The organism is Microbacterium sp. 69-10 (assembly GCF_001897945.1).
In the GTDB taxonomy this organism is placed as follows: domain Bacteria; phylum Actinomycetota; class Actinomycetes; order Actinomycetales; family Microbacteriaceae; genus Microbacterium.
This window is the reverse complement of record NZ_MKRT01000033.1, coordinates 20,304-43,369: the sequence shown is the minus strand read 5'-3', so window position 1 is coordinate 43,369 and position 23,066 is coordinate 20,304. Positions and strand designations below refer to the sequence as shown.

The following is a 23,066-nucleotide window of genomic DNA, read 5'->3' as shown; positions in this document are numbered from 1 at the left end:
CCCCGCCGACACGGCGCTGCTGAAGCTGGACCAGGTGCTGGCGCTGGTCACCTCCGACGGAGGCCCTACCTCGCACACGGCCATCCTGGCCAGGGAGAAGGGCATCGTCGCGATCGTCGGCGCCGCGGATGCAGTCGCTCTCGCCGACGGCACGACGGTCATCGTCGATGCGGCGGCCGGCACCGTGAACGACTCCCCCACCTCCGAGGAGCTCGCCGCGGTCGCCGAGCGGATCGCCTCGCGCGCCGCCGAGGACGCCCGGCCCGCCGGCCCCGGTGCTCTCGCCGACGGCACCCCGATCAGCCTGCTGGCCAATCTCGGAAAGCCGGCCGACGCCGCCGACGCCGTGGCGCGCGGCGCGGAGGGCGTCGGGCTGTTCCGCACCGAGTTCCTCTTCCTCGGGGCCTCGCAGGCTCCGACCATCGAGCAGCAGCGCGCCGCGTACGTCGAACTGCTGGGCGCTTTCGAGGGCCGGAAGGTCGTGGTTCGGCTGCTGGACGCCGGTGCCGACAAGCCGCTGGCGTTCCTCAACGACGCGCACGAGGAGAACCCGGCCCTCGGACTGCGGGGGCTCCGGGCGCTGCGTGCCAGCGAGGACATCCTGCGCGAGCAGCTGACGGCGCTGGCCGAGGCGGATGCCGCGACCGCGGCCGACCTCTGGGTGATGGCGCCCATGGTGACCACCGTCGAGGAGACCGCGTACTTCACTACGCTGGCCAAGGAGTTCGGCCTGAAGACCGCGGGTGTGATGGTGGAGGTGCCGGCGAGCGCGCTCCTGGCCGACCGGGTCCTCGCGCATGCGGACTTCGCCTCCATCGGCACCAACGACCTCACCCAGTACACGATGGCCGCCGATCGGCTGCTCGGATCGGTGGCGGGGTTCCAGGACCCCTGGCACCCCGCGGTGCTGCGCCTGGTCCGCGAGGTCGGCGAAGCCGGCGCCCGTCTGGGCAAGCCCGTCGGCATCTGCGGCGAGGCCGCCGCGGATCCGCTGCTGGCCGTGGTGCTCGTCGGCCTGGGTGCGACGAGCCTGTCGATGGCGCCGTCCGCGCTCTCCGACGTGCGCCGCTCGATCTCGCAGCACACCCTCGAGGACGCGCGACGCATCGCGGCCTCCGCTCTCCTGGCGGACGACGCCGCCGGCGCCCGCGCCGCAGCCAAGTCGGCGGCATCCGCTCACTGACCCGCTCACCCGATATCAGAAAGAGAACTCACCATGACGACGACGTCACCCGCAACGACCTCGGGCGGAGCCCGCGTTCGCGTGCAGAGATTCGGCACATTCCTGTCCGGCATGATCATGCCGAATATCGCCGCCTTCATCGCCTGGGGCATCATCACTGCCCTGTTCATCGACAAGGGCTGGGTCGGCAACGACGGCCCCATCGAGGCATGGCGCTGGGCGAACTCCGCGATCCTCGGTGGAGGCACCATCGGTGACGTCGACTACACGGGCCTGGTCGGCCCGATCATCAACTACCTGCTGCCCCTGCTGATCGCCTTCACCGGCGGACGCATGGTGCATGGGCACCGCGGCGGCGTGGTCGGAGCGGTCGCAGCCTTCGGCGTGATCATCGGAGCCGAAGGCACCGTGATGTTCCTGGGCGCCATGATCGCGGGCCCCCTCACGGCGCTCATCCTGAAGTGGGTCGAGAAGCCGTGGCAGGGCAAGATCAAGCCGGGCTTCGAGATGCTCGTGGACAACTTTTCGGCGGGCTTCGTAGCCTTCTTCGCCTCGCTGGCGGCGTTCTTCTGGCTGGCGCCCCTCATGAAGTGGGTCACCGACATCCTCGGCGGTGCCGTGGGCTGGCTGGTCGAGACGCACCTGCTGCCGCTGGCGAGCATCATCGTCGAGCCGGCGAAGGTGCTGTTCCTGAACAATGCCATCAACCACGGCGTGTTCACACCGCTGGGCACCGAGCAGTCCTCGCAGACCGGCAAGAGCCTGCTGTTCCTGATCGAGGCGAACCCCGGGCCGGGCCTCGGTCTCCTGATGGCGATCACTGTGTTCGGTGTGGGTGCTGCTCGCGCCACCGCGCCGGGAGCAGCCATCATCCAGTTCCTCGGCGGAATCCACGAGGTCTACTTCCCCTACGTGCTGGCCAAGCCCACACTGATCATCGGGCTGATCGCCGGGGGCGCCACGGGGGTGCTGACCAACGTGATCTTCCAGTCCGGCCTGGTCGCCCCCGCCGCCCCCGGCTCGATCTTCGCCGTGCTGTTCCAGATCGCTCCGGGAAGCCACGTCGGCGTGCTGCTGTCGGTGATCCTCGCGGCGGCGGTGACCTTCATCGTCTGCATGCCGATCCTGCTCGCCAGCCGGCGTCGAGACCTGGCCGCCGAGGGCGGGGATGCCGCCTTCACCGCCGCGATCGCGCAGACCGAGGCCAACAAGGGCAAGAAGTCCAGTGTGCTGGGCACGCTGGGGGGTGTCGGAACCGCGACGCTCACCCGCCCGGTGGAGAGCATCGTGTTCGCCTGCGACGCGGGCATGGGCTCCTCCGCAATGGGCGCGAGCGTGCTGCGCAACAAGATCAAGCAGGCCGGGATCACCGGCGTGACCGTCGTCAACCAGGCGATCGCCAACCTCGATGGCACCGCCGACCTGGTGATCACCCAACAGCAGCTGACCGACCGCGCCAGGGCGCAGTCGCCGGACTCCATGCACGTCTCCGTCGACAACTTCATGAACTCGCCTAAGTACGACGAGGTCGTGGAGCTGGTGCGCTCGCAAGGCGCAGAGGGCGCCGCGGCACAGCCTGCGGCAGCATCCGACGCGCAGACCGAACCCGGCGCGCCCGCCGTCCTCACCGCCGACCGCGTGCGCATCCACCCCGGATCCGCCACCCGCGACGAAGCGCTGAAGGAGGCCGCGGACGTGCTGGTGGCCGCCGGCGCCGTCACGCCCGACTACCTGCAGGCCATGCACGACCGAGAGAAGTCGGTGTCGACCTTCATGGGCAACGGGCTGGCGATCCCGCACGGCACCAACGAGGCGAAGGACGCCGTGCTCGGCTCCGCGCTCAGCGTGGTCCGCTACGACGGTGGAGTGGACTGGGACGGCGACCGCGCCACGTTCGTGATCGGCATCGCGGGCAAGGACGGTGCGCACCTGCAGATCCTCTCCAGCATCGCCGAGCTGTTCTCCGACGAGGACGACGTGGCCGCGCTCAACGCCGCGGCGACGCCCGAGGAGCTCTTCGCGCTGCTGTCGGCGGTGAACGAGGCATGAAGGCCGTCCACTTCGGCGCCGGCAACATCGGCCGGGGCTTCGTAGGCCTGCTGCTGCACCAGGGCGGGTACGAACTGGTCTTCTCCGACGTCGCCGCCGCCCTGGTCGACGCGATCAACGCGGCCGACGAGTACACGGTGCACGAGGTGGGCGACGGCGGCGCCGACACCGTGGTCACCGGCTTCCGCGCGATCAACAGCGCTGAGGACCCCGAGGGCCTGATCGCCGAGATCGCGGATGCCGATGTCGTGACCACCGCCGTCGGGCCGACCGTGCTGCGGTTCGTCGCCGCGCCCATCCTCGACGCCCTGCGGCGTCGGGACGCGCAGGCGGCTCCGCTGCAGGTGATGGCGTGCGAGAACGCGATCGGGGCCACCGACCTGCTGAGGCAGGAGATCATCGCGCGCGCGGGCGAGGACTGGGGGGCCCTCGCCGGCCGGGCGGTGTTCGCGAACACCGCCGTCGACCGCATCGTGCCGGGGCAGCCCGAGGGCGCCGGGATCGATGTGACCGTGGAGCCCTTCTTCGAGTGGGCGATCGAACGCGGTCCGTTCGGTGCGAACCCGCCTCGCATCCCGGGAGCGCACTTCGTCGACGATCTCGCTCCCTACATCGAGCGCAAGCTGTTCACCGTGAACACGGGGCACGCCGCGACGGCGTACCTCGGCGCGCAGGCGGGCTACGAGCGCATCGCCGATGCCCTTGCCGATCCCGGCATCCGCGAACGCGTGGCCGCCGCGCTCGAGGAGACCTCGGCGCTGCTGGCGGTCAAGCACGGCCTGGATCCCGCCGAGCTCGCCGAGTACCGCTCGACGATCCTGCGCCGCTTCGCCAACCCGGCCCTGCCCGACACCGTCTGGCGGGTGGGCCGGCAGCCGCTGCGGAAGCTGTCCCGACACGAGCGGTTCATCGGCCCGGCGGCGGAGGCCGTCGAGGCGGGGCTGAGCGCGGAGGCGCTGCTGGTCGCGATCGCCGCGGCCCTCGCCTTCGACGATCCCGCCGACGAGCAGTCGGTCGAGCTTCAGCGACGTCTGCGGGCCGAGGAGCCCGGGCTGCTCGCCCTCGAGGTGACCGGGCTGGAGGAGCAGCATCCGCTCCTCCCCGCGGTGCAGGACGCCTTCGCCGCCCGCGCGGCAGCCGTCGCCGGAACCGTCTAGGCTCTCTGAGGGCGCGCCGCCCGCGCCGCCCTCAGGGAGTCCCATGCTCGTGCTCACCGCGCTCGTGGCGATCGTCGCGGCCGTCATCCAGCGCGTCACGGGGCTGGCGTTCGTCCTGGTGCTGATCGGCCCGATCGTGCTCGTCTACGGGCCCGTCGAGGGGGTGACGATCGCGGTGCTGCTGGCCGTGATCGCCTCGCTGTTCGCCGTGCCGAGCGCGTGGCGGGACGTGGACTGGCCACGAACGCTGTGGCTGCTGGGGGCGGGGCTGGTCGCCGCTCCCCTCGGCGCGCTGACGGCGGCAGCGCTCCCGCAGACGGCGCTGCTCTTCCTCATCGGCGCGATGGGCGTGCTGGCGCTCAGCGTCCAGTGGCTCGGTCCGGTCGCGCGTCACGTGCGCGGACGCCCCGGGGCGATCGGCGCGGGTGCGCTCGCAGGCTTCATGCATGCCTCCAGCGGGCTCTCCGGACCCGCGCTCGCCTCCTTCGCGCTGGGCGACGACTGGCCGCAGCGGCGCTTCGCGGCGAGCGCGCAGATCGTCTTCCTCGGCTACGGCGCGGTCTCGGTGGCCCTGCGGGGACTGCCGTCGACGCCGCTTCCCGATCTGGCGATCCTCGCCGCCTGCACGGCGGCGGGGATGATCCTCGGGGCGTTCGCCGCACGGCGAGTGCCGCTGGCCCTGGCGCGACGGGTGATGCTGCTGTGCGCATGGGCGGGGACGCTCGTCGTGCTGGGACGTGCGACCGCGTCTCTGTTCGCCTGATCCCCGGTTCCAGGAAGCGCTCTCCCACCGCTACGATCAAGGAACCGGGGGGATGATCGATCGAGCACGACGCCGTGCGGGAGTGAAATGAAGCGATACGCCGTCATCGGCGCCGGCCCCTCCGGCCTGTCCGCCGCCCGGGCCCTGCAGCTGCGCGGCATCGACGTCGACGGCTACGAGGCGTCCTCCGGCGTCGGCGGGCTCTGGGACATCGACAACCCGCGCAGCACGATGTACGAGTCCGCGCACCTGATCTCCTCGCGCACGACCACCGAGTTCGCCGAGTTCCCGATGGACTCGGACGTCGACTACCCCGGCCATCGCGCGTTGAAAGCGTACTTCGACTCCTTCGCGGACGCGTTCGGGCTGCGCGACCTGTTCCGCTTCGACACCAGGGTCACCCGGCTCGAGCACGGCGCCGACGGCGGGTGGATGCTGCACGCCGAGGGGCTCGAGCCGCGCCGCTACGACGGTGTGATCCTCGCCAACGGCACGCTCGCCGAGCCGCACATCCCCTCGTTCCCCGGGGAGTTCACCGGCGAGATCATGCACACCAGCGCGTACAAGCGCGCCGGGCAGCTGACCGGGAAGCGCGTGCTGATCATCGGCGCAGGAAACTCCGGCTGCGACATCGCCGTGGACGGAGTGCACCACGCGGCCTCCGTCGACATGAGCGTGCGCCGCGGCTACTACTTCGTGCCGCGGTACATCTTCGGCAGGCCCAGCGACACGCTCAACCAGGGCCGCCCGCTTCCGGCGCGGCTCAAGCAGTTCATCGACACGCGGGTGCTGAAGGCCTTCACGGGCGATCCGGTGCGGTTCGGATTCCCGAAGCCCGACTACCGCATCTACGAGTCGCACCCGATCGTGAACACCCTGGTGCTGAATCACCTGGGGCAGGGGGATCTGCACGTCCGTGCGGATGTCGACCGCTTCGACGGGCTCACGGTGCACTTCCGCGACGGCTCGTCGGGCGAGTACGACCTGATCCTGCTGGCCACCGGCTACACGCTGGACTACCCGTTCGTCGACCGCGAGCACCTGCACTGGGAGCAGGCCTCGCCGAAGCTCTTCCTGAACGTCTTCCCCGCCTCCTTCAACGGGCTGTACGTCATCGGCATGATCGAGGCATCCGGCATCGGCTGGCAGGGCCGGTTCGAGCAGGCGCGCATGCTCGCCGCCTACCTCGCGGCGGACGAGGAGCGCGCCGCAGCCTTCCGTGCCCGCGTCGGAGGGCAGCCGTGGCCGGACACCACCGGCGGCTACCGCTATCTGGGCCTGGACAGGATGTCGTACTACGTCAACAAGGACGCCTACCGCTCCGCGGTGCGCGCCGCCACCCGCAGCCTGGAGGCGTGATGGACTTCGACCAGCTGACCCTCAATTTCACGCCCGGCACGCTGATGATCCTGAACGTCGTGCTCGGGCTGATCATGTTCGGCATCGCCCTGGACACGAAGCCCGGCGATTTCACGGTCGTCCTGCGGCATCCGCGGCCGTTCGTGATCGCGATCCTGGCGCAGCTGCTGGTGCTGCCGGCGGTCACGTTCGGGCTGACGCTGATCCTGCCGGTGAGCGCGTCGATGGCGCTCGGCATGATCCTGGTGGCCTGCTGCCCGCCCGGCAACATCTCGCAGGTGCTCACGCACCGCTCCGGCGGCAACGTGGCGCTGTCGGTGTCGCTGACCGCGGTGGGCAACCTCATCTACATCGTGGCTATGCCGCTCAGCATCGCCTTCTGGGGCTCGCTGCATCCGACCGCCCGCACCCTGCTGCATGCGGTCGCGCTGGACCCGTGGAAGATGCTGCTGGAGATCGTGCTGATCATCGGGCTGCCGTTCGCGGCCGGACTGCTGCTCCGTGCGCGCCTGCCGCGCTTCGCGCAGCACGTGCAGCCGTTCGTGCGCTGGTTCAGCCTGATCGCGCTGGTCGGGTTCATCGTCGGGGCGCTCGCGGGCAACTGGGCGGTGTTCCTCAGCGTGATCGGCACCGTGCTGATCGTGGTGGCGATCCACGACGCGGTGGCGCTGGCGATCGGCTACTCCACCGCCGCGGTCGGGGGCCTCGGCACGCCGGAGCGCAAGGCCATGACCTTCGAGGTCGGCATCCGCAACTCCGGGCTCGGTCTGGGCCTGATCTTCGCGTTCTTCAACGGGCTCGGGGGCATGGCGGTGGTCGCGGGCTGGTGGGGCGTGTGGGACATCATCGCCGGACTCGCGCTGGCCGGGCTCTGGGCGATGCACACCAGGCGCCGCACCGGATCGGCGCGCGGAGACGCCTCTCGGCACGCCGCGGAGTCGGATGCCGCCGAGGCGGCCGCCGCGTGAGCCGGGTGCTGGTCACCGGCGGCGCCGGATTCCTCGGCTCGCACGTCACTGCGCTGCTCGCAGAGCATCCGTCGGTGGAGGTCGTCGTCAGCGGCGACCTGCGCGACTCCGCCGTTCCCGGGGTGGTCTCCGAGCGCGTCGACGTGACGGATGCCGCGGGCATCGCGCCCGTGCTGCGGCGCCATCGCATCGACACGGTCGTGCACCTGGCCGCCATCGTGAACCCGGGGCGCGACGTCGCCCTGGAGTATCGCGTCGACGTCGACGGCAGCCGGAACGTGCTGGATGCCTGCCTCGACGCCGGCGTGCGCCGCCTCGTGGTCTCCAGCTCGGGCGCGGCCTACGGGTATCACGCAGACAATCCCGAGTGGCTCGACGAGGGCGACCCCGTTCGCGGCAACGACGAGTTCCCCTACTCGCGGCACAAGCGGATCGTGGAGGAGATGCTCGCGGGAGCGCGGGCCGAGCATCCGGAGCTCGAGCAGGTGATCTTCCGGATCGGGACGATCCTGGGTCCCACCGTGCGCAACCAGATCACCGCGCTGTGGGACGGCAGGCGGCTGCTGCGCGTGGCCGGCTCCGACTCGCCCTTCGTGTTCGTGTGGGTCGACGACGTCGCGGGCGCCATGGTGCGAGCCGCGACCGACGGCCCGGCCGGTGTCTTCAACGTCGCCGGCGACGGCCGCATGACGGTCCCGGAGATCGCCGCGCGACTCGGAAAGCGGATGCTGAGCGTCCCCGCCTGGGTGCTGGGTGCCGCGCTCGCGGTCGGGCACGCCCTCCGGCTGACCGAGCACGGTCCGGAGAAGGTGCGCTTCCTGCGCCACCGGCCGGTGCTGGCGAATCGGCGCCTGAAGCAGGAGTTCGGCTACACGCCTGCCCGCAGCTCGCGGGAGGCGTTCGAGGAGTATCTGCGCACGCATCCCGGCGTCGCGCGCTGACGCGGGAGCCCGGGTTCAGGCCAGGATCGGGTCCAGCAGCGGATGCAGGTGGCGGGAGCGCAGCACGGCGGATGCCGAGCGGGCACCGGCCGCGAGGGCGCCGGGCACCGCCGCGCCGTGCAGCACGGCATCCAGCACACCGGCGAGGAACGCGTCACCGGCGCCGTTGGTGTCGACGACCTCGACCGGCACCGCCGCGACCCGATGGACCTCTCCCTCGGCGTCGACCGCGACGGCGCCCTCCGCGCCGAGCGTGCACACGGCGAGCGTCGCTCCTGCGCCGATGCGCGACCGCAGGAAGGCGACGGGATCGTCCAGGCGGTCGGCGTTGCAGAACACCGCATCCGCCGCCGCGAGGAACGGCCGGTGGAACTCCGCCTCGCCGTCGTAGTCGTGCACGTCCACCCAGATCGGGCGACCCGTGCGCTGCGCGAGAGGAAGGAGGCGCAGCGGCTCCGCGGCGAGGTCCAGGACGATCGCCTCGGCGGCGGCCATCTCGGTCTCGATCGCGGCGTCCCCGGCGCCGTCGGTCGCGGCGGCGCCGGACAGATAGAGCGAGACCCGCTCCCCCGTCCTGGTCATCAGGTTCAGATGCCGCTCGGTGGTCGGCGAGTCCGCCCACCGCGTCGCGACACCGGCCCGCTCCAGTGCCTCCCGCACGCGACGCCCCGGCTCATCCTCCGCCGTGACGGCGTACAGCAGCGTCTCGCGCCCGAGCGCCGTGAGGCTGAGCGCCTTGCCCGCACTCGTGCCGCCGAGGGTCTCCCAGGAGTCCTCGGCGAACTGCATGTGCGGCACGGGCTCGGGCAGCCGGTCCAGCACGACCAGCTGGTTCCAGGAGGCGGGGCCGGCGATGAACACGGAACTCACGGCGGCGCTCAACGCTCGAATCCCTCGCCGATCATCTCCACCAGCTCCTCGCGCTCCTCGACCGGGAGGAACGCGGCGGACGCGGCGTTGAACTGGAACTCCTCCAGGTCGTCCAGGTCGTAGTCGAACGCGTCGACGAGGAGCGCCAGCTCGCGCGTGAGCGACGTGCCGCTCATCGTGCGGTTGTCGGTGTTGACCGTCACGGAGAAGCCCAGCTGGTACAGCAGGTCGAAGGGGTGGTCGGCGAACTCGTCGCCCCACGGCGCGATCGCGCCGGTCTGCAGGTTCGACGACGGCGAGAGCTCCAGCGGGATCTCGCGGTCGCGCACCCAGCGCGCCAGATCGCCGAACTGCACCTGCACGTCGTCGCCCTCGCGCTCGACGATCTGCAGGTCCTCTGCGATGCGCACTCCGTGGCCCAGCCGCAGCGCGCGCCCGTCGATGAGCGCCGAGCGGATGGAGCCGGGGCCCGCCGCCTCACCGGCGTGCACCGTGACCGGCATGAACTCGGATGCCAGGTAGTCGAAGGCCTCGCGGTGACGCGACGCGGGGAACCCGTCCTCGGGACCGGCGATGTCGAAGGCGACGACGCCGCGCTCGCGGAAGCGCACCGCCAGCTCGGCGATCTCGCGGGTCCGCCCCTCCTGCCGCATGGCGGAGAGGATCTGACCGACGCGGATGCTGCGGCCTGCGGCATCCGCGTCGTCCTCGCCCTGCTCGATGCCGGCCTGCACCGCCTGCACGGCGGCGTCCAGGCTCAGACCGCCTGCCAGGTGCTGCTCAGGGGCCCAGCGCACCTCGCCGTACACGACGCCGTCCGCGGCGAGGTCGGCGACGAACTCCCGGGCGACGCGGGTCAGCGCGCGCTCGGTCTGCAGCACCGGGGTGACCAGGTCGAAGGTCTTCAGGTACTGGGGCAGCGAGCCCGTGCCGCACTGCTGGTCGAACCAGCGCCGCAGGCCCTTGGCGTCGGTCGCGGGAGCCGCGACCCCCGCCTCGTCCGCGAGCTCGAGGATGGTGCCGATGCGCACGCCCCCGTCGAGGTGGTCGTGCAGCGACACCTTCGGCAGCGCCCGCAGGGACCGGCCCTGCACCGTCAGATCGCCGTTCTGGTCGATGGTCATCGAAGTCTCTCCGTGGGGGTCAGGCGGTGATGCGCTCGCGCACGATGGGCTGCGAGGCGGGGGCCGTCTGGCCGACCTCGTAGGCGCCGTCGAGCGCCTGCAGCGCGCGGGCGAAGCGGGCGTCGTCGTCGGCTGAGAGCGTGAACAGGGTCTGGCCCGCCGTCACGCGGTCGCCGGGCTTGACGGCCAGATCGATGCCGGCGGCATGGATCACCGGATCCTCCGCGCGGGCGCGCCCCGCGCCCAGACGCCAGGCGGCGATCCCGAAGGGCAGCGCGTCCATCCGGGTCACGACGCCGTCGACGGCGGCACGCACCACATGGGTCTCCCGCGCGGTGGGCAGCGCCGCGTCGGGGTCCCCGTCCTGCGCGCGGATCATGGCCTTCCAGGAGTCCATCGCACGTCCGTCGTCGAGGGCCTTCTCCACGTCGGCATCCGGCTGCCCCGCCAGGGCGAGCATCTCCCTGGCCAGGGCGAGCGTCAGCTCGCGCACGTCGGCGGGACCGCCGCCGGCGAGGATCTCGACGGACTCGCGCACCTCGTTGGCGTTGCCGATCGCAAGGCCGAGCGGGGTGTCCATGTCGGTCAGCAGCGCCGTGGTGGCCACGCCGGAGTCGGTGCCGAGGGCGACCATCGTGCGGGCCAGCTCGCGGGCGCGGTCGATGTCCTGCATGAACGCGCCGTTGCCGAACTTCACGTCCAGCACCAGGGCATCCGTCCCCTCGGCGATCTTCTTCGACATGATGCTCGACGCGATCAGCGGGATCGCCTCGACCGTGCCGGTGACGTCGCGCAGCGCGTACAGCTTCTTGTCCGCGGGGGCGAGGCCGGAGCCCGCCGCGCAGATCACCGCTCCCACGTCGCCCTTCATCTGGGCGAACATCTCCTCGTTGCTCAGCGCCGCGCGCCAGCCGGGAATCGACTCGAGCTTGTCAAGCGTGCCGCCGGTGTGGCCGAGGCCCCGTCCGCTCAGCTGCGGCACGGCCACCCCGAAGGATGCCACCAGGGGCGCCAGCGGAAGCGTGATCTTGTCGCCCACCCCACCGGTGGAGTGCTTGTCGACGGTGCGCTTGCCGAGGGCGGCGAAGCTCATCCGCTCCCCCGTCGCGATCATCGCGTCGGTCATCACGCGGATCTCGTCGCGCTCCATGCCGCGCTGCAGCACGGCCATCGCGAACGACGCCATCTGGGCGTCGGACACGTAGCCACGGGTGTACGCGTCGATCATCCAGCGCAGCGGCGCCTCGGCCACCGCGCCGCCGTCGCGCTTGGCGCGGATGACGTCGACGGCGTCGAACGGCTCGACCCTCATCGGACGATCTCCAGGTCGGCGGGGCCGAACCTGTCCGGCAGCACCTCGTCGATCGTGCGGATGCCGGAGACCGTCTCCAGCAGCATCTCCGCGCTCGCGTGCTCGGACAGCAGCTGCCGGCAGCGGCCGCAGGGCATGATGGTCTGCCCGTCGTTGTTCACGCAGACGAAGGCCACGAGCTTGCCACCGCCGGACATGTGCAGATCGCCGACCAGTGCGCACTCCGCGCACAGGGTGACGCCGTAGGACGCGTTCTCGACGTTGCATCCGGCGACCACGCGCCCGTCGTCGACGAGCGCGGCAGCGCCCACCCGGTACCGCGAGTAGGGCGCATACGCCTTCTGCATCGCTTCGGTCGCGACCTGACGCAGGTCGTCCCAGTCGATGTCCGTCATGACTTCTTCACAGCTCCTCAGTGCTCGATGAACGGCGTGCCGTCAGGATTTGATGTACGGCTTGCCGTCGGCCGCGGGGGCCTTGATCTGGCCGACGAAGCCGACCACGGCGATCAGCGTGACGACGTACGGCAGCATCAGCAGGAACTCGCCTGGCACCGGCGTGCCGATGGCGCCGAACGTATTCTGCAGGTTGGTCGCGAAGCCGAACAGCAGCGCGGCCAGGGTCGCGCGCACCGGGTCCCAGCGGCCGAAGATGACGGCGGCCAGGGCGATGAAGCCCGCACCGTTGGTCATGTCGCGGTTGAAGTGCGGCACCGACACCAGCGTGAAGTACGCTCCGCCGATGCCGGCCAGCGCGCCGGCGAGCATCAGGTTCCAGAACCGCGTCGGGTTCACCTTGATGCCGACCGTGTCAGCGGCGCGCGGGTACTCGCCGACCGCACGCAGCCGCAGGCCCCAGCGGGTGCGGTACAGGCCGAAGGCGACGACCGGCACGGCGATGTAGAGCAGGTACACGATGAGGTTCTGGTTGAACAGCACCGGACCGAGCACCGGGATCTCGCTGAGCAGCGGGATCTTGATCTTGCCGAACTGCGGCGTCGTGTTCAGGGTGTCGGAGTTGGGGACCAGCAGGATCGTGAACAGGAACGTGGTCAGGCCGCTGACCAGCACGTTCAGCACGACGCCGACGATCACCTGCTCCACCAGGTACTTGATCGCGAACGCGGCGAGCACGAACGCCACCAGCATGCCGCCGATGATCGCGCCCACCAGACCGAACAGGGGGTTGTGCGCGAGGGTGCCGAACACGGCGCCGAGGAAGGCGCCGAGCAGCAGCTGCCCCTCGATCGCGACGTTGACGACGCCGGCGCGCTCGCCCACGACACCGCCGAGGGCGCCGAACGCGAGCGGCACCGCGAGCGAGATCGCACCGTAGAGCATGTTCACCACGGGCACCCGGCCGTTGGCATCCGCCGCGGCCCAGGTGACGAAGGCGAACACGCCGAGGATCGCGAACACGATCGGCACCCATGCACCGGCCCGGATGCGGCGGACGGCCGCGATCCACGACCAGGCGCTCAGGAGCACCAGCAGGATCGAGACCAGCACCACCACCAGGTCGGCGGAGACGCTCTGGTCGGGGATCTTCAGCGCGGTCGTGCCGTCGTCGAGACGGAACACGGCCGTGCCGTGACGCGGGGCGAGCAGGAACAGCGCGAGCAGCAGCACCGTGGCCACGCTCAGGCTGATCGGCAGTCGCTTGGCGACGGGCGTGACCACGGTGCGGGCCACGGGTGCCTCGGCGATCGCGGTCATGCCGCCACCTCCTTCGCGGCCGCGCGGGCGGCCTTCTTGTCTGCCTTCGCCTTCGCCTTCGCGGCGCGCTCGGCCTCGCTCTTGGGCAGGAAGAACATCGAGCGCACCAGCGGCGGCGCGGCGATGAACAGCACGATGATCGACTGCACGACGACCACGATCTCCTTCGGGATGCCCTGACCGGACATCGCGAACGAACCGGCCTTCAGCGCGCCGAACAGGAGACCCGCGGCGAAGATGCCCCCGGCGCGGCTGCGTCCCAGCAGGGCGACCGTGATCGCGTCGAAGCCGATCCCGGAGTCGAAGGTGCTGTCGAAGCCGTCCACGGTCGCGGTGCTGATCTGGTTGATGCCGGCCGCTCCGGCGAGAGCACCCGCGAAGATCATCGCGTAGGTGTACATCCGCTCGACGCTGATGCCGGCGGAGCGCGCGGCGCTCGGGTTCTCGCCGACCGCGCGCATCCGGAATCCGAGGCCGGAGCGCTCCATCAGCCACCACACGCCGATGGCGAGCAGGATGGCCACCAGGAAGCCGACGGTGAGCCCCGGGAACTGCGGGCCGAGCAGCGGCGGGAACTGCGCGGACTCGGGCGTCGGGACCGACTGCGACTGGTTGGAGCCGGGCTTCTGCAGCCCGGGCGTGCGCACCAGGTACCCGATCAGGTACAGCGCGATCCAGTTCAGCATGATCGTCAGGATGACCTCGTGCGCGCCGGTGCGCGCCTTGAGCAGTCCGGCGATGCCCGCCCAGATCGCGCCGCCGATCATGCCGATGACGATCGAGTACGGGATGTGCAGCCACATGGGCATGTCGAAGGGCAGCTGGTAGGACAGGAAGCCCGCGAACGCGCCCGCGATGAGGATCTGGCCCTGACCGCCGATGTTGAACAGGCCGACGCGGAACGCGAGACCGACGCCGAGGCCCGCCATGATCAGCGGCGCCGCGAACTTCAGCGTGTTCGTCAGCGGCATGATGAAGCCGGCGAAGTCGGTGGCGTTGAAGTTGACGATCGAGCCCTGGAACAGGGCGCCGTACCCATTGGCGACGGCGAGGAACGTGTCGCCGGGCTGGGCGAAGAAGTAGCCGGCCGCCGGAGAGGTCAAGGCGATGAGGATGCCGCCGATCACGAAGCCGGCGACGATCGCGAGGATCGTCGTCACGACGCTGCCGCGCATCAGCTCGCGCATGAAGACCGCCGAGCGCGACTCGGGCTGCTTCGGGTGCTCGCCGGGTCCGGGCTGGGCGATCTGCGCGGCCGCCGCATCCGCGGCACCCGAGCTGATGCCCTTCTCCGCCGCGACGGCCTCGGGTGCCGCCGTCGGCCCGGAGGGCAGGCGGTCGGGACGGGGGGTCTGGTCGCTCATGCTGCGTCCTTCTCTCCGGCCATCAGCAGGCCGAGCACGTCGCGCGGGGTCGTGGCCGGGACGATGTCCATGATCCGGCCGCGGTACATCACCGCGATCTTGTCCGCCAGGGCGGCCACCTCGTCCAGCTCGGTCGAGACGACGACAACCGGGATGCCGGAGTCGCGGGTCTCGACGATCCGCTTGTGGATGAATTCGATGGAGCCGACGTCGACTCCTCGGGTCGGCTGGGATGCGATCAGCAGCGTCAGCTCACGGCTCAGCTCGCGCGCGATGACCACCTTCTGCTGGTTGCCGCCGGACAGCGCACCGGCCGGGGTCTGCGGACCCTGGGTGCGGATGTCATACTCGGTGATGCGGTCGCGGGCGAACTCGTCCAGCCGGCTGCGGCTGATGGTGCCGCCGGTCACGAACGCGCCGTCCGAGGAGCGATCGAGCATCAGGTTCTCGGCGACCGAGAAGGAGCCGACCAGGCCGTCGACGGTGCGGTCCTCGGGAACGAACCCGACGCCCTCGTCGAGCACCTTGCGCACCGAGCTGTCGAGCAGCTCGCTGCCGTTGAGCGTGGCGGACCCGGTGACGCCCTTGGTCTGCAGGCCCACGAGCGCCTCGACGAGCTCGGTCTGACCGTTGCCCTGCACGCCGGCGATGGCGAGCACCTCACCCGGGCGGACGTCGAAGCTCACGCCGTCCACCGCCAGCTGGCCGGAGGGCAGCGCGACCGTGAGATCGCGCACCTCGAGTCCCCCGGACTCCTTCACCTGCGGCGGGTTCTTGTGCACGGTCAGCTCCACGGCGCGTCCGACCATCATCGAGGCGAGCTCGGTGTTGGACGCGGTCGGGAGCGCATCGCCGACGATCCTGCCCAGACGCACGATGGTGATCCGGTCGGCCACCTCGCGCACCTCGCGCAGCTTGTGGGTGATGAAGACGATCGCCGTGCCCTCATCGCGCAGCTGACGCATGATGCCCATCAGCTCGTCCGTCTCCTGCGGGGTCAGCACGGCGGTGGGCTCGTCGAAGACGAGCACCTTGGCGTTGCGGGAGAGCGCCTTGATGATCTCGACCCGCTGCTGCACGCCCACGGGGAGATCCTCGACCACGGCATCCGGATCGATGTCGAACCCGAAGCGCGCCGCGACGTCGCGGACGTGCTGCCTGGCCTCGGCGATGTCCAGGATGCCGGTGTCGAGGCCGCCGGCGCGCCTGGTGCGCTCGTGGCCGAGCATCACGTTCTCGGCGACCGTGAACACGGGGATCAGCATGAAGTGCTGGTGCACCATGCCGATGCCGGCCGCCATGGCGTCTCCCGGTCCGGCGAAGTGCTGGACGGCGTCGTCCAGCAGGATCTCACCCTCATCGGGCTGGTACAGCCCGTACAGGACGTTCATGAGCGTGGACTTGCCCGCGCCGTTCTCGCCGAGGAGAGCGTGGATCTCCCCGGGCTGGACCACCAGATCGATGTGGTCGTTGGCGACGAGACTGCCGAACCGCTTGGTGATTCCGCGGAGCTCGAGCTTCATATCTGCACCCTACTCAGGACTTGCGTGGCATGACAGATGCGGCCGGACGGTCCAGCCGTCCGGCCGCATCTGGTTGGTTTCGTCAGGCCTTCGGCGACGAGACCGAGGTGACCTTGATGTCGCCGGAGATGATCTTCTCCTGCAGCGCCTTCAGCTCATCGGTGAGGCCGGCCGGCAGCTTCGACTCGAAGTCGTGGAAGGACGACAGGCCGACGCCGCCGTTCTCCAGCGTGCCGATGTACGGCGTGGTGTCGACCTTGCCCGAGGAAGCGTCCTTGACGGCCGAGTACACGGCCTCGCCGATCTTCTTCTGGATCGAGACCAGCGTGATGTCGGCGACCGAGGAGTCGGAGACGGCCAGGTCGGAGTCGACGCCCATGAGCAGCGTGCCCTTGTTCTGCGCGGTGATGGCAGCGGCGGCCGACTGGTAGATCGGGCCGCCGACCGGCAGCAGCACGTCGACGCCCTGGTCGAGGATCGACTGAGCGGTCTGCTTGGCGGTGTCGTTGGCCGCGAAGCCACCCGTCATCTGACCCTTCTGGGTGTCTGCGTCCCAGCCGACCGACTTGACGTCGGTGCCCTTGTCCTCGTTGTACTTGGCGACGCCCTGGACGAAGCCGTCCATGAAGATCGTCACCGGCGGGATCTGCAGACCGCCGAAGGTGCCGACCTTGTCGACGCCGGCCTCGTGCGACCAGGATGCCGCGGCGTATCCGCCGAGGTACGCGGCCTGCACCGTGTCGAACAGCAGGGGCTTGATGTTCGGAGCGTCCGGCTTGCCGTCGCTGTCGCCGTCGGCGAGGTCGTCGATGATCGCGTAGTTGACCTTCGGGTTAGCCTTGGCCGACTTGATGGTATCGGCGGACAGCTTGAAGCCGACCGTGACGATGTAGTTGCAGCCCTGGCTGATCGCCTGCTCGAGGTTCGGACCGTACTGGTCGGCCGAGTCGGACTGCAGCTCGACGGACTTCACGCCGAGCTCCTTGACGATCTTGTCCAGCCCCTCCTTGGCCGACTGGTTGAAGGAGCGGTCGTTCCAGCCGCCGTCATCCGAGATGATGCAGGGCTTGAAGTTGCTGGCGGCGGGCTTGTCCCCGCCGGGCTTCGTGTCGGTCGGCGCCTGGCCGCAGCCGGCGAGAGCGAGGATGACGCCGGTGGCGAGGGCCGCCCCGAGCATCTTCTTGGTCGTAGAGATGGGCACTCTTTGCCTCCCCTGAGATCTGTCCCGCGGACATCGCGGATCGATCTAAGTTACCCACGGTTACGGTTCTGCGCACCACTCGCCAGGGATGTGCTGGCGAAAGGTTACAAATCCGCAATGCGAACTCCGCGATCCGCTTGGCGGACAGCCACGGAGGGGTCAGAGCACGTCGCCGCGACCGGTGAGCTTGAGCGACTCCACGACGCCCTTCACGCGCTGCGCGTGCTCAACGGTCGTGACCAGCAGGGCATCCGGAGTGTCCACCACCACGATGTCCTTGACCCCGACCAGGCTGATCACGCGCGAGGTCTGACTGACCAGGATCCCGCTGGCCGCGTCCGAGAGCACTCGCGCCTTCGGCCCCAGCACCGCCAGGTCGTTCTTGCGCCCATGCGTGATCAGCTTGGTCAGCGAGGCGAAGTCGCCCACGTCGTCCCAGTCGAAATGACCAGGGATCACGGCGAGCCGGCCGCGCGCGGCGGCGGGCTCGGCCACCGCGTAGTCGATCGCGATCTTCTTCAGCCGCGGCCAGATGCGGTCCACGGCCGGGCCGCGGCGGTCGCGGTCGTCCCACGCCTCGGCGAGCTCGAGGAGTCCGGCGTGCAGCTCGGGCTCGTTCACGGAGAGCTCGTCCAGCAGCACGCTCGCCTTGGAGATGAACATGCCGGCGTTCCACAGGTAGTCGCGATCCGCGACGTACTCCTTCGCGGTGGCGAGGTCAGGCTTCTCGACGAACCGCTCGACGAGGGTCGCCTCGGGGGCGCCGTCGACGACGATCTCCTCGGCGCGCTTGATGTAGCCGAAGCCGACGGAGGGCTCGGTCGGCGGGATGCCGATCGTGACGATGTAGTCCTGCCGTGCCACCTGCACGGCCTGCTGCACCGCCCACTCGAACACCTGGGTGCCGCGGATGACGTGGTCGGCGCTGAACGAGCCGATGATCACGTCGGGGTTCCGGCGGTGCAGCACCGCCGCCGCCAGGCCGATCGCGGCCGCGGACTCGCGCGGCTCGGATTCGAGCAGGACGTTGGCGTCCGGGATGCCCGGGAGCTGCTCCTCCACCGCCGCGCGGTGCGCGCGACCCGTGACCACGGCGATCCGATCGGGACCCGCGAGGGGCTCCAGCCGATCCCACGTGTCGCGCAGCAGGGAGTGCCCTGATCCGGTCAGGTCGTGCAGGAACTTCGGGGCGTCGGCCCTGGACAGCGGCCACAGCCTGCTGCCGATGCCGCCCGCCGGGATCACTGCGTGGAAGTCGTCGATTCGCCCCATGCCCACCAACCTATCGGGGCCCGCTGGGATCCCCGCCGGACGACGCGCTAAGGGTCCCCTTCGTCGCACCCAGCGTTCTGACAGGAATAGGATGGTCGAGGTCGGGCGTGCCCGGATGCACGGACCCGACGTCACGATCGAGCAGGGAGGACGACGTGTCCACGAGCACACGCTTGACACCGTCGATATCGGAAACCACCTCGAAGTCTCCTCGCGGAACCCTGTACCGGGGTCGCGAGGGAATGTGGTCCTGGGTGCTGCACCGCATCACCGGAGTCGCCATCTTCTTCTTCCTGCTGGTGCACGTGCTGGACACCGCGCTGATCCGCGTCTCGCCCGAGGCGTACAACGCGGTCATCGGCACCTACAAGATCCCGATCATGACCTTCGGCGAGATCGTGCTGGTCGCCGGCATCGTGTTCCACGCGATGAACGGCCTCCGCATCATCCTGGTGGACTTCTGGTCCAAGGGCGCGAAGTACCAGCGCCAGATGTTCTGGATCGTCATCGGCGTGTGGGCCGTGCTCATGGCCGGCTTCGCCTCTCGTCACCTGATGCTCGCGTTCGGAGGGGCTCACTGATGGCCACGCAGACTGTCGCTTCCGCCCCCGTCGCCGCACGCCGCCAGCGCAAGATGAACCTGGAGAAGGTCGGCTGGCTGTTCATGCGCGGATCCGGTGTGCTCCTGATCGTGCTGATCTTCGGCCACCTCTTCGTGAACCTGATGGTCGGCGGCGGCATCCACGCCATCGACTTCGCGTTCGTCGCAGGCAAGTACGCCACTCCCTTCTGGCAGTGGTGGGACGTGCTGATGCTCTGGCTCGCGCTGATCCACGGCTCCAACGGCATGCGCACGATCGTGAACGACTACGTCACCCACGCGGGCGCACGCAAGGCGCTGGTGTGGGCCCTCGGCCTGGCCGCGGCGCTCCTGATCATCCTGGGCACCCTCGTGGTGTTCACGTTCGACCCCTGCAACGGCGTGCTCGAGAACGGCGCCATGTGGGAGACCTGCCAGGCCCTGGGCAAGTAAGACGAGAAGGCAGAACACACAGTGACTACTCAGACGTCCGAATCCGTCGTCCGCGATGGCATCCACTACCACGAGTTCGACATCGTCATCGTCGGCGCCGGCGGCGCGGGCATGCGCGCGGCGATCGAGGCCGGGCCCGGCGCCCGTACCGCGGTGATCTCCAAGCTGTACCCCACGCGCTCGCACACCGGTGCGGCGCAGGGCGGCATGGCTGCGGCGCTCGCCAACGTCGAGGAGGACAACTGGGAGTGGCACACCTACGACACGGTCAAGGGCGGCGACTACCTCGTCGACCAGGATGCCGCTGAGATCCTGGCCAAGGAAGCCATCGACGCGGTCATCGACCTGGAGAACATGGGTCTGCCGTTCAACCGCACGCCCGAGGGCAAGATCGACCAGCGCCGCTTCGGCGGCCACACCTCCGAGCACGGCAAGGCGGCCGTGCGCCGCGCCTGCTACGCGGCCGACCGCACCGGTCACATGATCCTGCAGACGCTGTTCCAGAACTGCGTCAAGCTCGGCATCAACTTCTTCAACGAGTTCTACGTCCTCGACCTGATCACGGTCAAGGACGACGCGGGGGCCACGCAGGTCGCCGGCGTCGTGGCGTACGACCTGGCCACCGGAGAGCTGCACGTCTTCCACTCGAAGGCGATCATCTTCGCGACGGGTGGCTTCGGCAAGATCTTCAAGACCACCTCCAACGCGCACACCCTCACCGGTGACGGCGTCGGCATCGTGTGGCGCAAGGGCCTGCCGCTGGAGGACCTGGAGTTCTTCCAGTTCCACCCGACCGGTCTCGCCGGCCTCGGCATCCTGCTGACCGAGGGCGCGCGCGGAGAGGGCGCGATCCTGCGCAACGCCTCGGGTGAGCGCTTCATGGAGCGCTACGCCCCCACCATCAAGGACCTCGCCCCCCGCGACATCGTAGCGCGCAGCATGGTGCAGGAGGTGCTCGAGGGACGCGGCGCGGGGCCCCACAAGGACTACGTGCTGCTGGACTGCACGCACCTGGGCGCCGAGGTGCTGGAGACCAAGCTCCCGGACATCACCGAGTTCGCCCGCACCTACCTGGGCGTGGACCCGGTCGTCGAGCCGGTGCCCGTCATGCCGACCGCGCACTACGCGATGGGCGGCATCCCGACCAACAACAACGCCGAGGTCCTCGCGGACAACACCACCACCGTCCCCGGCCTGTACGCCGCCGGCGAGTGCGCGTGCGTCTCGGTGCACGGCTCCAACCGCCTCGGCACCAACTCGCTGCTGGACATCAACGTGTTCGGCAAGCGCGCAGGGCGCAACGCCGTCGAGTACGTGAAGACCGCCGAGTTCGTGCCGCTGCCGGAGAACCCCGCCGGCTTCGTCAAGGACATGGTCGACGGCCTGCGCAACAACCAGGGCACCGAGCGCATCGCCGTGCTGCGCAAGAAGCTGCAGGACGAGATGGACAAGGGCGCGCAGGTCTTCCGCACGCACGAGTCGCTCGAGCACGTGCTGGGCGTGATCAAGGAGCTGCGCGAGCGCTACAAGAACGTGCACGTCGACGACAAGGGCCGCCGGTTCAACACCGACCTGCTCGAGGCCGTCGAGCTGGGCTTCCTGCTCGACATCGCCGAGGTCGTCGTCTACGCCGCGCAGAACCGCGAGGAGAGCCGCGGCGGTCACATGCGCGACGACTTCCCGAAGCGCGACGACGAGAACTACATGAAGCACACCATGGCGTACCTGACCGGCGACCCCCACTCGTCGACGCCGGCCGACCACATCCGGCTGGACTGGAAGCCCGTGGTCTTCACCAAGAACGAGAAGGGCGAGTTGAACTACCCGCCGATGGAGAGGAAGTACTGAGCATGTCGAACGCCGTCGCAGAGGCTCCTGCAAACGATTCGGGTGTGCAGTCCTTCCTCGTCACGTTCATCGTGCGCCGCTTCGACCCCGAGAAGGACGCCGAGCCGCACTGGGTGGACTACGACGTCGAGCTGTACTCGACCGACCGAGTGCTGGACGCCCTGCACAAGATCAAGTGGGAGGTGGACGGCTCGCTGGCCTTCCGCCGCTCGTGCGCTCACGGCGTGTGCGGATCGGATGCCATGCGCATCAACGGCCGCAACCGCCTGGCCTGCAAGACGCTGATCAAGGACCTCGACATCTCGAAGCCGATCTACGTCGAGGCCATCAAGGGCCTGCCGCTGGAGAAGGACCTCATCGTCGACATGGAGCCGTTCTTCGCCTCCTACCGCGAGGTGCAGCCGTTCCTGATCGCCAACTCCGCTCCCCCGAAGGACAAGGAGCGCATCCAGACGATCGCCGACCGCGAGATCTTCGACGACACCACCAAGTGCATCCTGTGCGCGGCGTGCACGTCGTCGTGCCCGGTGTTCTGGACCGACGGGCAGTACTTCGGTCCGGCCGCGATCGTGAACGCGCACCGCTTCATCTTCGACTCGCGCGATGACGCGGCCGACGTGCGCCTGGACATCCTCAACGACAAGGAGGGCGTGTGGCGCTGCCGCACGACCTTCAACTGCACCGAGGCATGCCCCCGCGGCATCGAGGTCACCAAGGCCATCGCCGAGGTCAAGCAGGCCGTCCTGCGCGGCGGCCGCTGATAGACCACAGCACAGCCATGCGCGCCCGACTGAGTCACTCAGCCGGGCGCGCTGCTGTTCTCGCCCGCAGAGCCGCCGCGCTGTTCCCGGTGCGCGTCTGGCGGCGCTTCCTGCGACGGAACGGCTTCCTGCTCTCGGCGGGCATGGCGTACCAGGGACTGTTCGCGCTGTTCGCCCTGCTCTTCGTGGGCTTCGCCTCCGTGGGCGTCTGGCTGGGAGGCAGCGACTCGGCCGTGGATGCGCTGATCGCCGTCGCGAACAGCTATCTGCCCGGGATCATCGGCGAGCACGGCATCGCCGCGCCCGACCAGGTGCGCGAGATCGTCCAGGACGCGGGCACGGCGTTCGCGGCCACCGGTCTGATCGCGATCGGCGTGGCGATCTGGACCGCCGTCGGCGCTGTCACCTTCACCCGCAGGGCCGTTCGCGACGTGTTCGGGCTGCCCTTCGACACCCGCAGCTTCGTGGTGCTCAAGCTGCGCGACGCGCTCGGCGCGTTCATCTTCGGTGCGGCCCTGATCGTGGGCGCCGTGCTCAGCGTCTTCGGCGTGTGGGCTCTCACCCAGCTGCTCGACCTGCTTGGCTGGGACCTTCCCAACGGGACGATCCGGGGCACCGTGTCG

21 protein-coding genes are annotated in these 23,066 nt (G+C 69.7%); 12 read left to right on the top strand and 9 right to left on the bottom strand.

What is annotated here, in order from left to right; all coding sequences use genetic code 11:
• From BGN97_RS18140 to BGN97_RS18110, 7 genes are all read left to right on the top strand, one after another.
• Window positions 1-1,183: putative PEP-binding protein (locus BGN97_RS18140; protein ID WP_292704683.1), on the top strand; the 1,183-nt coding region annotated here is incomplete at its 5' end.
• Window positions 1,184-1,294: 111 nt separating this feature from the next.
• Window positions 1,295-3,232: a PTS mannitol transporter subunit IICBA gene (locus BGN97_RS18135; protein ID WP_292704681.1), complete on the top strand. Its 1,938-nt coding sequence runs from the start codon at window positions 1,295-1,297 to the stop codon at window positions 3,230-3,232.
• Window positions 3,229-4,389 (top strand): mannitol-1-phosphate 5-dehydrogenase, encoded by a 1,161-nt coding sequence (locus BGN97_RS18130; protein WP_292704679.1) that lies wholly within the window; start codon window positions 3,229-3,231, stop codon window positions 4,387-4,389. The genes BGN97_RS18135 and BGN97_RS18130 overlap by 4 nt, the downstream gene beginning before the upstream one ends.
• A gap of 43 nt (window positions 4,390-4,432) precedes the next feature.
• Window positions 4,433-5,152 carry a sulfite exporter TauE/SafE family protein gene (locus tag BGN97_RS18125; protein WP_292704677.1) on the top strand — a complete coding sequence of 240 codons (720 nt, stop codon included), beginning with the start codon at window positions 4,433-4,435 and terminating at the stop codon, window positions 5,150-5,152.
• Between the two features lie 87 nt (window positions 5,153-5,239).
• On the top strand, window positions 5,240-6,511 hold the full coding sequence (locus BGN97_RS18120) for an NAD(P)-binding domain-containing protein (protein WP_292704675.1): 1,272 nt from the start codon (window positions 5,240-5,242) through the stop codon (window positions 6,509-6,511).
• Window positions 6,511-7,479: a bile acid:sodium symporter family protein gene (locus BGN97_RS18115; RefSeq protein WP_292704714.1), complete on the top strand. Its 969-nt coding sequence runs from the start codon at window positions 6,511-6,513 to the stop codon at window positions 7,477-7,479. Before BGN97_RS18120 ends, BGN97_RS18115 begins: the two co-directional genes overlap by 1 nt.
• Entirely contained in the window at window positions 7,476-8,420 is a 945-nt protein-coding gene (locus BGN97_RS18110) for an SDR family oxidoreductase (protein WP_292704673.1), read from the top strand. The genes BGN97_RS18115 and BGN97_RS18110 overlap by 4 nt, the downstream gene beginning before the upstream one ends.
• 15 nt (window positions 8,421-8,435) lie before the next feature.
• Here the strand turns inward: BGN97_RS18110 and BGN97_RS18105 are convergent, their stop codons facing one another.
• The 9 genes from BGN97_RS18105 to BGN97_RS18065 form a co-directional block, all read right to left on the bottom strand.
• Window positions 8,436-9,302: a carbohydrate kinase family protein gene (locus BGN97_RS18105; protein WP_292704671.1), complete on the bottom strand. Its 867-nt coding sequence runs from the start codon at window positions 9,300-9,302 to the stop codon at window positions 8,436-8,438.
• The gene (locus BGN97_RS18100; RefSeq protein WP_292704669.1) at window positions 9,299-10,414 is read right to left on the bottom strand and encodes an adenosine deaminase; all 1,116 of its coding nucleotides are present in this window, start codon (window positions 10,412-10,414) and stop codon (window positions 9,299-9,301) included. The genes BGN97_RS18105 and BGN97_RS18100 overlap by 4 nt, the downstream gene beginning before the upstream one ends.
• Window positions 10,415-10,433: 19 nt before the next feature.
• Window positions 10,434-11,726, bottom strand: coding sequence for a thymidine phosphorylase (locus tag BGN97_RS18095; protein WP_292704667.1), 1,293 nt, complete (start codon window positions 11,724-11,726; stop codon window positions 10,434-10,436).
• Window positions 11,723-12,121, bottom strand: coding sequence for a cytidine deaminase (locus tag BGN97_RS18090; RefSeq protein WP_292704665.1), 399 nt, complete (start codon window positions 12,119-12,121; stop codon window positions 11,723-11,725). Before BGN97_RS18090 ends, BGN97_RS18095 begins: the two co-directional genes overlap by 4 nt.
• Before the next feature lie 42 nt (window positions 12,122-12,163).
• Window positions 12,164-13,441, bottom strand: coding sequence for an ABC transporter permease (locus BGN97_RS18085; protein ID WP_292704664.1), 1,278 nt, complete (start codon window positions 13,439-13,441; stop codon window positions 12,164-12,166).
• On the bottom strand, window positions 13,438-14,805 hold the full coding sequence (locus BGN97_RS18080; protein WP_292704663.1) for an ABC transporter permease: 1,368 nt from the start codon (window positions 14,803-14,805) through the stop codon (window positions 13,438-13,440). The genes BGN97_RS18085 and BGN97_RS18080 overlap by 4 nt, the downstream gene beginning before the upstream one ends.
• Window positions 14,802-16,328 (bottom strand): ABC transporter ATP-binding protein, encoded by a 1,527-nt coding sequence (locus BGN97_RS18075; protein WP_292704662.1) that lies wholly within the window; start codon window positions 16,326-16,328, stop codon window positions 14,802-14,804. The genes BGN97_RS18080 and BGN97_RS18075 overlap by 4 nt, the downstream gene beginning before the upstream one ends.
• Window positions 16,329-16,410: 82 nt before the next feature.
• Window positions 16,411-17,529, bottom strand: a complete 1,119-nt coding sequence (locus BGN97_RS18070) for a BMP family ABC transporter substrate-binding protein (RefSeq protein WP_292704661.1) — start codon at window positions 17,527-17,529, stop codon at window positions 16,411-16,413.
• A gap of 159 nt (window positions 17,530-17,688) precedes the next feature.
• Complete coding sequence (locus tag BGN97_RS18065; RefSeq protein ID WP_292704659.1) at window positions 17,689-18,801, bottom strand: mannose-1-phosphate guanylyltransferase; 1,113 nt, start codon at window positions 18,799-18,801, stop codon at window positions 17,689-17,691.
• A 155-nt stretch (window positions 18,802-18,956) separates the two neighbouring features.
• Here BGN97_RS18065 and sdhC point away from each other — a divergent pair, with 155 nt between their 5' ends.
• The 5 genes from sdhC to BGN97_RS18040 all read left to right on the top strand — a co-directional run.
• Window positions 18,957-19,382, top strand: a complete 426-nt coding sequence (gene sdhC, locus BGN97_RS18060) for a succinate dehydrogenase, cytochrome b556 subunit (RefSeq protein ID WP_285636113.1) — start codon at window positions 18,957-18,959, stop codon at window positions 19,380-19,382.
• Window positions 19,382-19,834, top strand: coding sequence for a succinate dehydrogenase hydrophobic membrane anchor subunit (locus BGN97_RS18055; protein WP_285636116.1), 453 nt, complete (start codon window positions 19,382-19,384; stop codon window positions 19,832-19,834). The genes sdhC and BGN97_RS18055 overlap by 1 nt, the downstream gene beginning before the upstream one ends.
• Before the next feature lie 21 nt (window positions 19,835-19,855).
• Window positions 19,856-21,682 carry a succinate dehydrogenase flavoprotein subunit gene (gene sdhA, locus BGN97_RS18050; RefSeq protein WP_285636119.1) on the top strand — a complete coding sequence of 609 codons (1,827 nt, stop codon included), beginning with the start codon at window positions 19,856-19,858 and terminating at the stop codon, window positions 21,680-21,682.
• Window positions 21,683-21,684: 2 nt separating this feature from the next.
• Window positions 21,685-22,443, top strand: a complete 759-nt coding sequence (locus BGN97_RS18045; RefSeq protein WP_285636122.1) for a succinate dehydrogenase iron-sulfur subunit — start codon at window positions 21,685-21,687, stop codon at window positions 22,441-22,443.
• A gap of 17 nt (window positions 22,444-22,460) precedes the next feature.
• Window positions 22,461-23,066 (top strand): YhjD/YihY/BrkB family envelope integrity protein (locus BGN97_RS18040; RefSeq protein ID WP_292704657.1); only part of this gene is annotated, 606 nt, incomplete at its 3' end.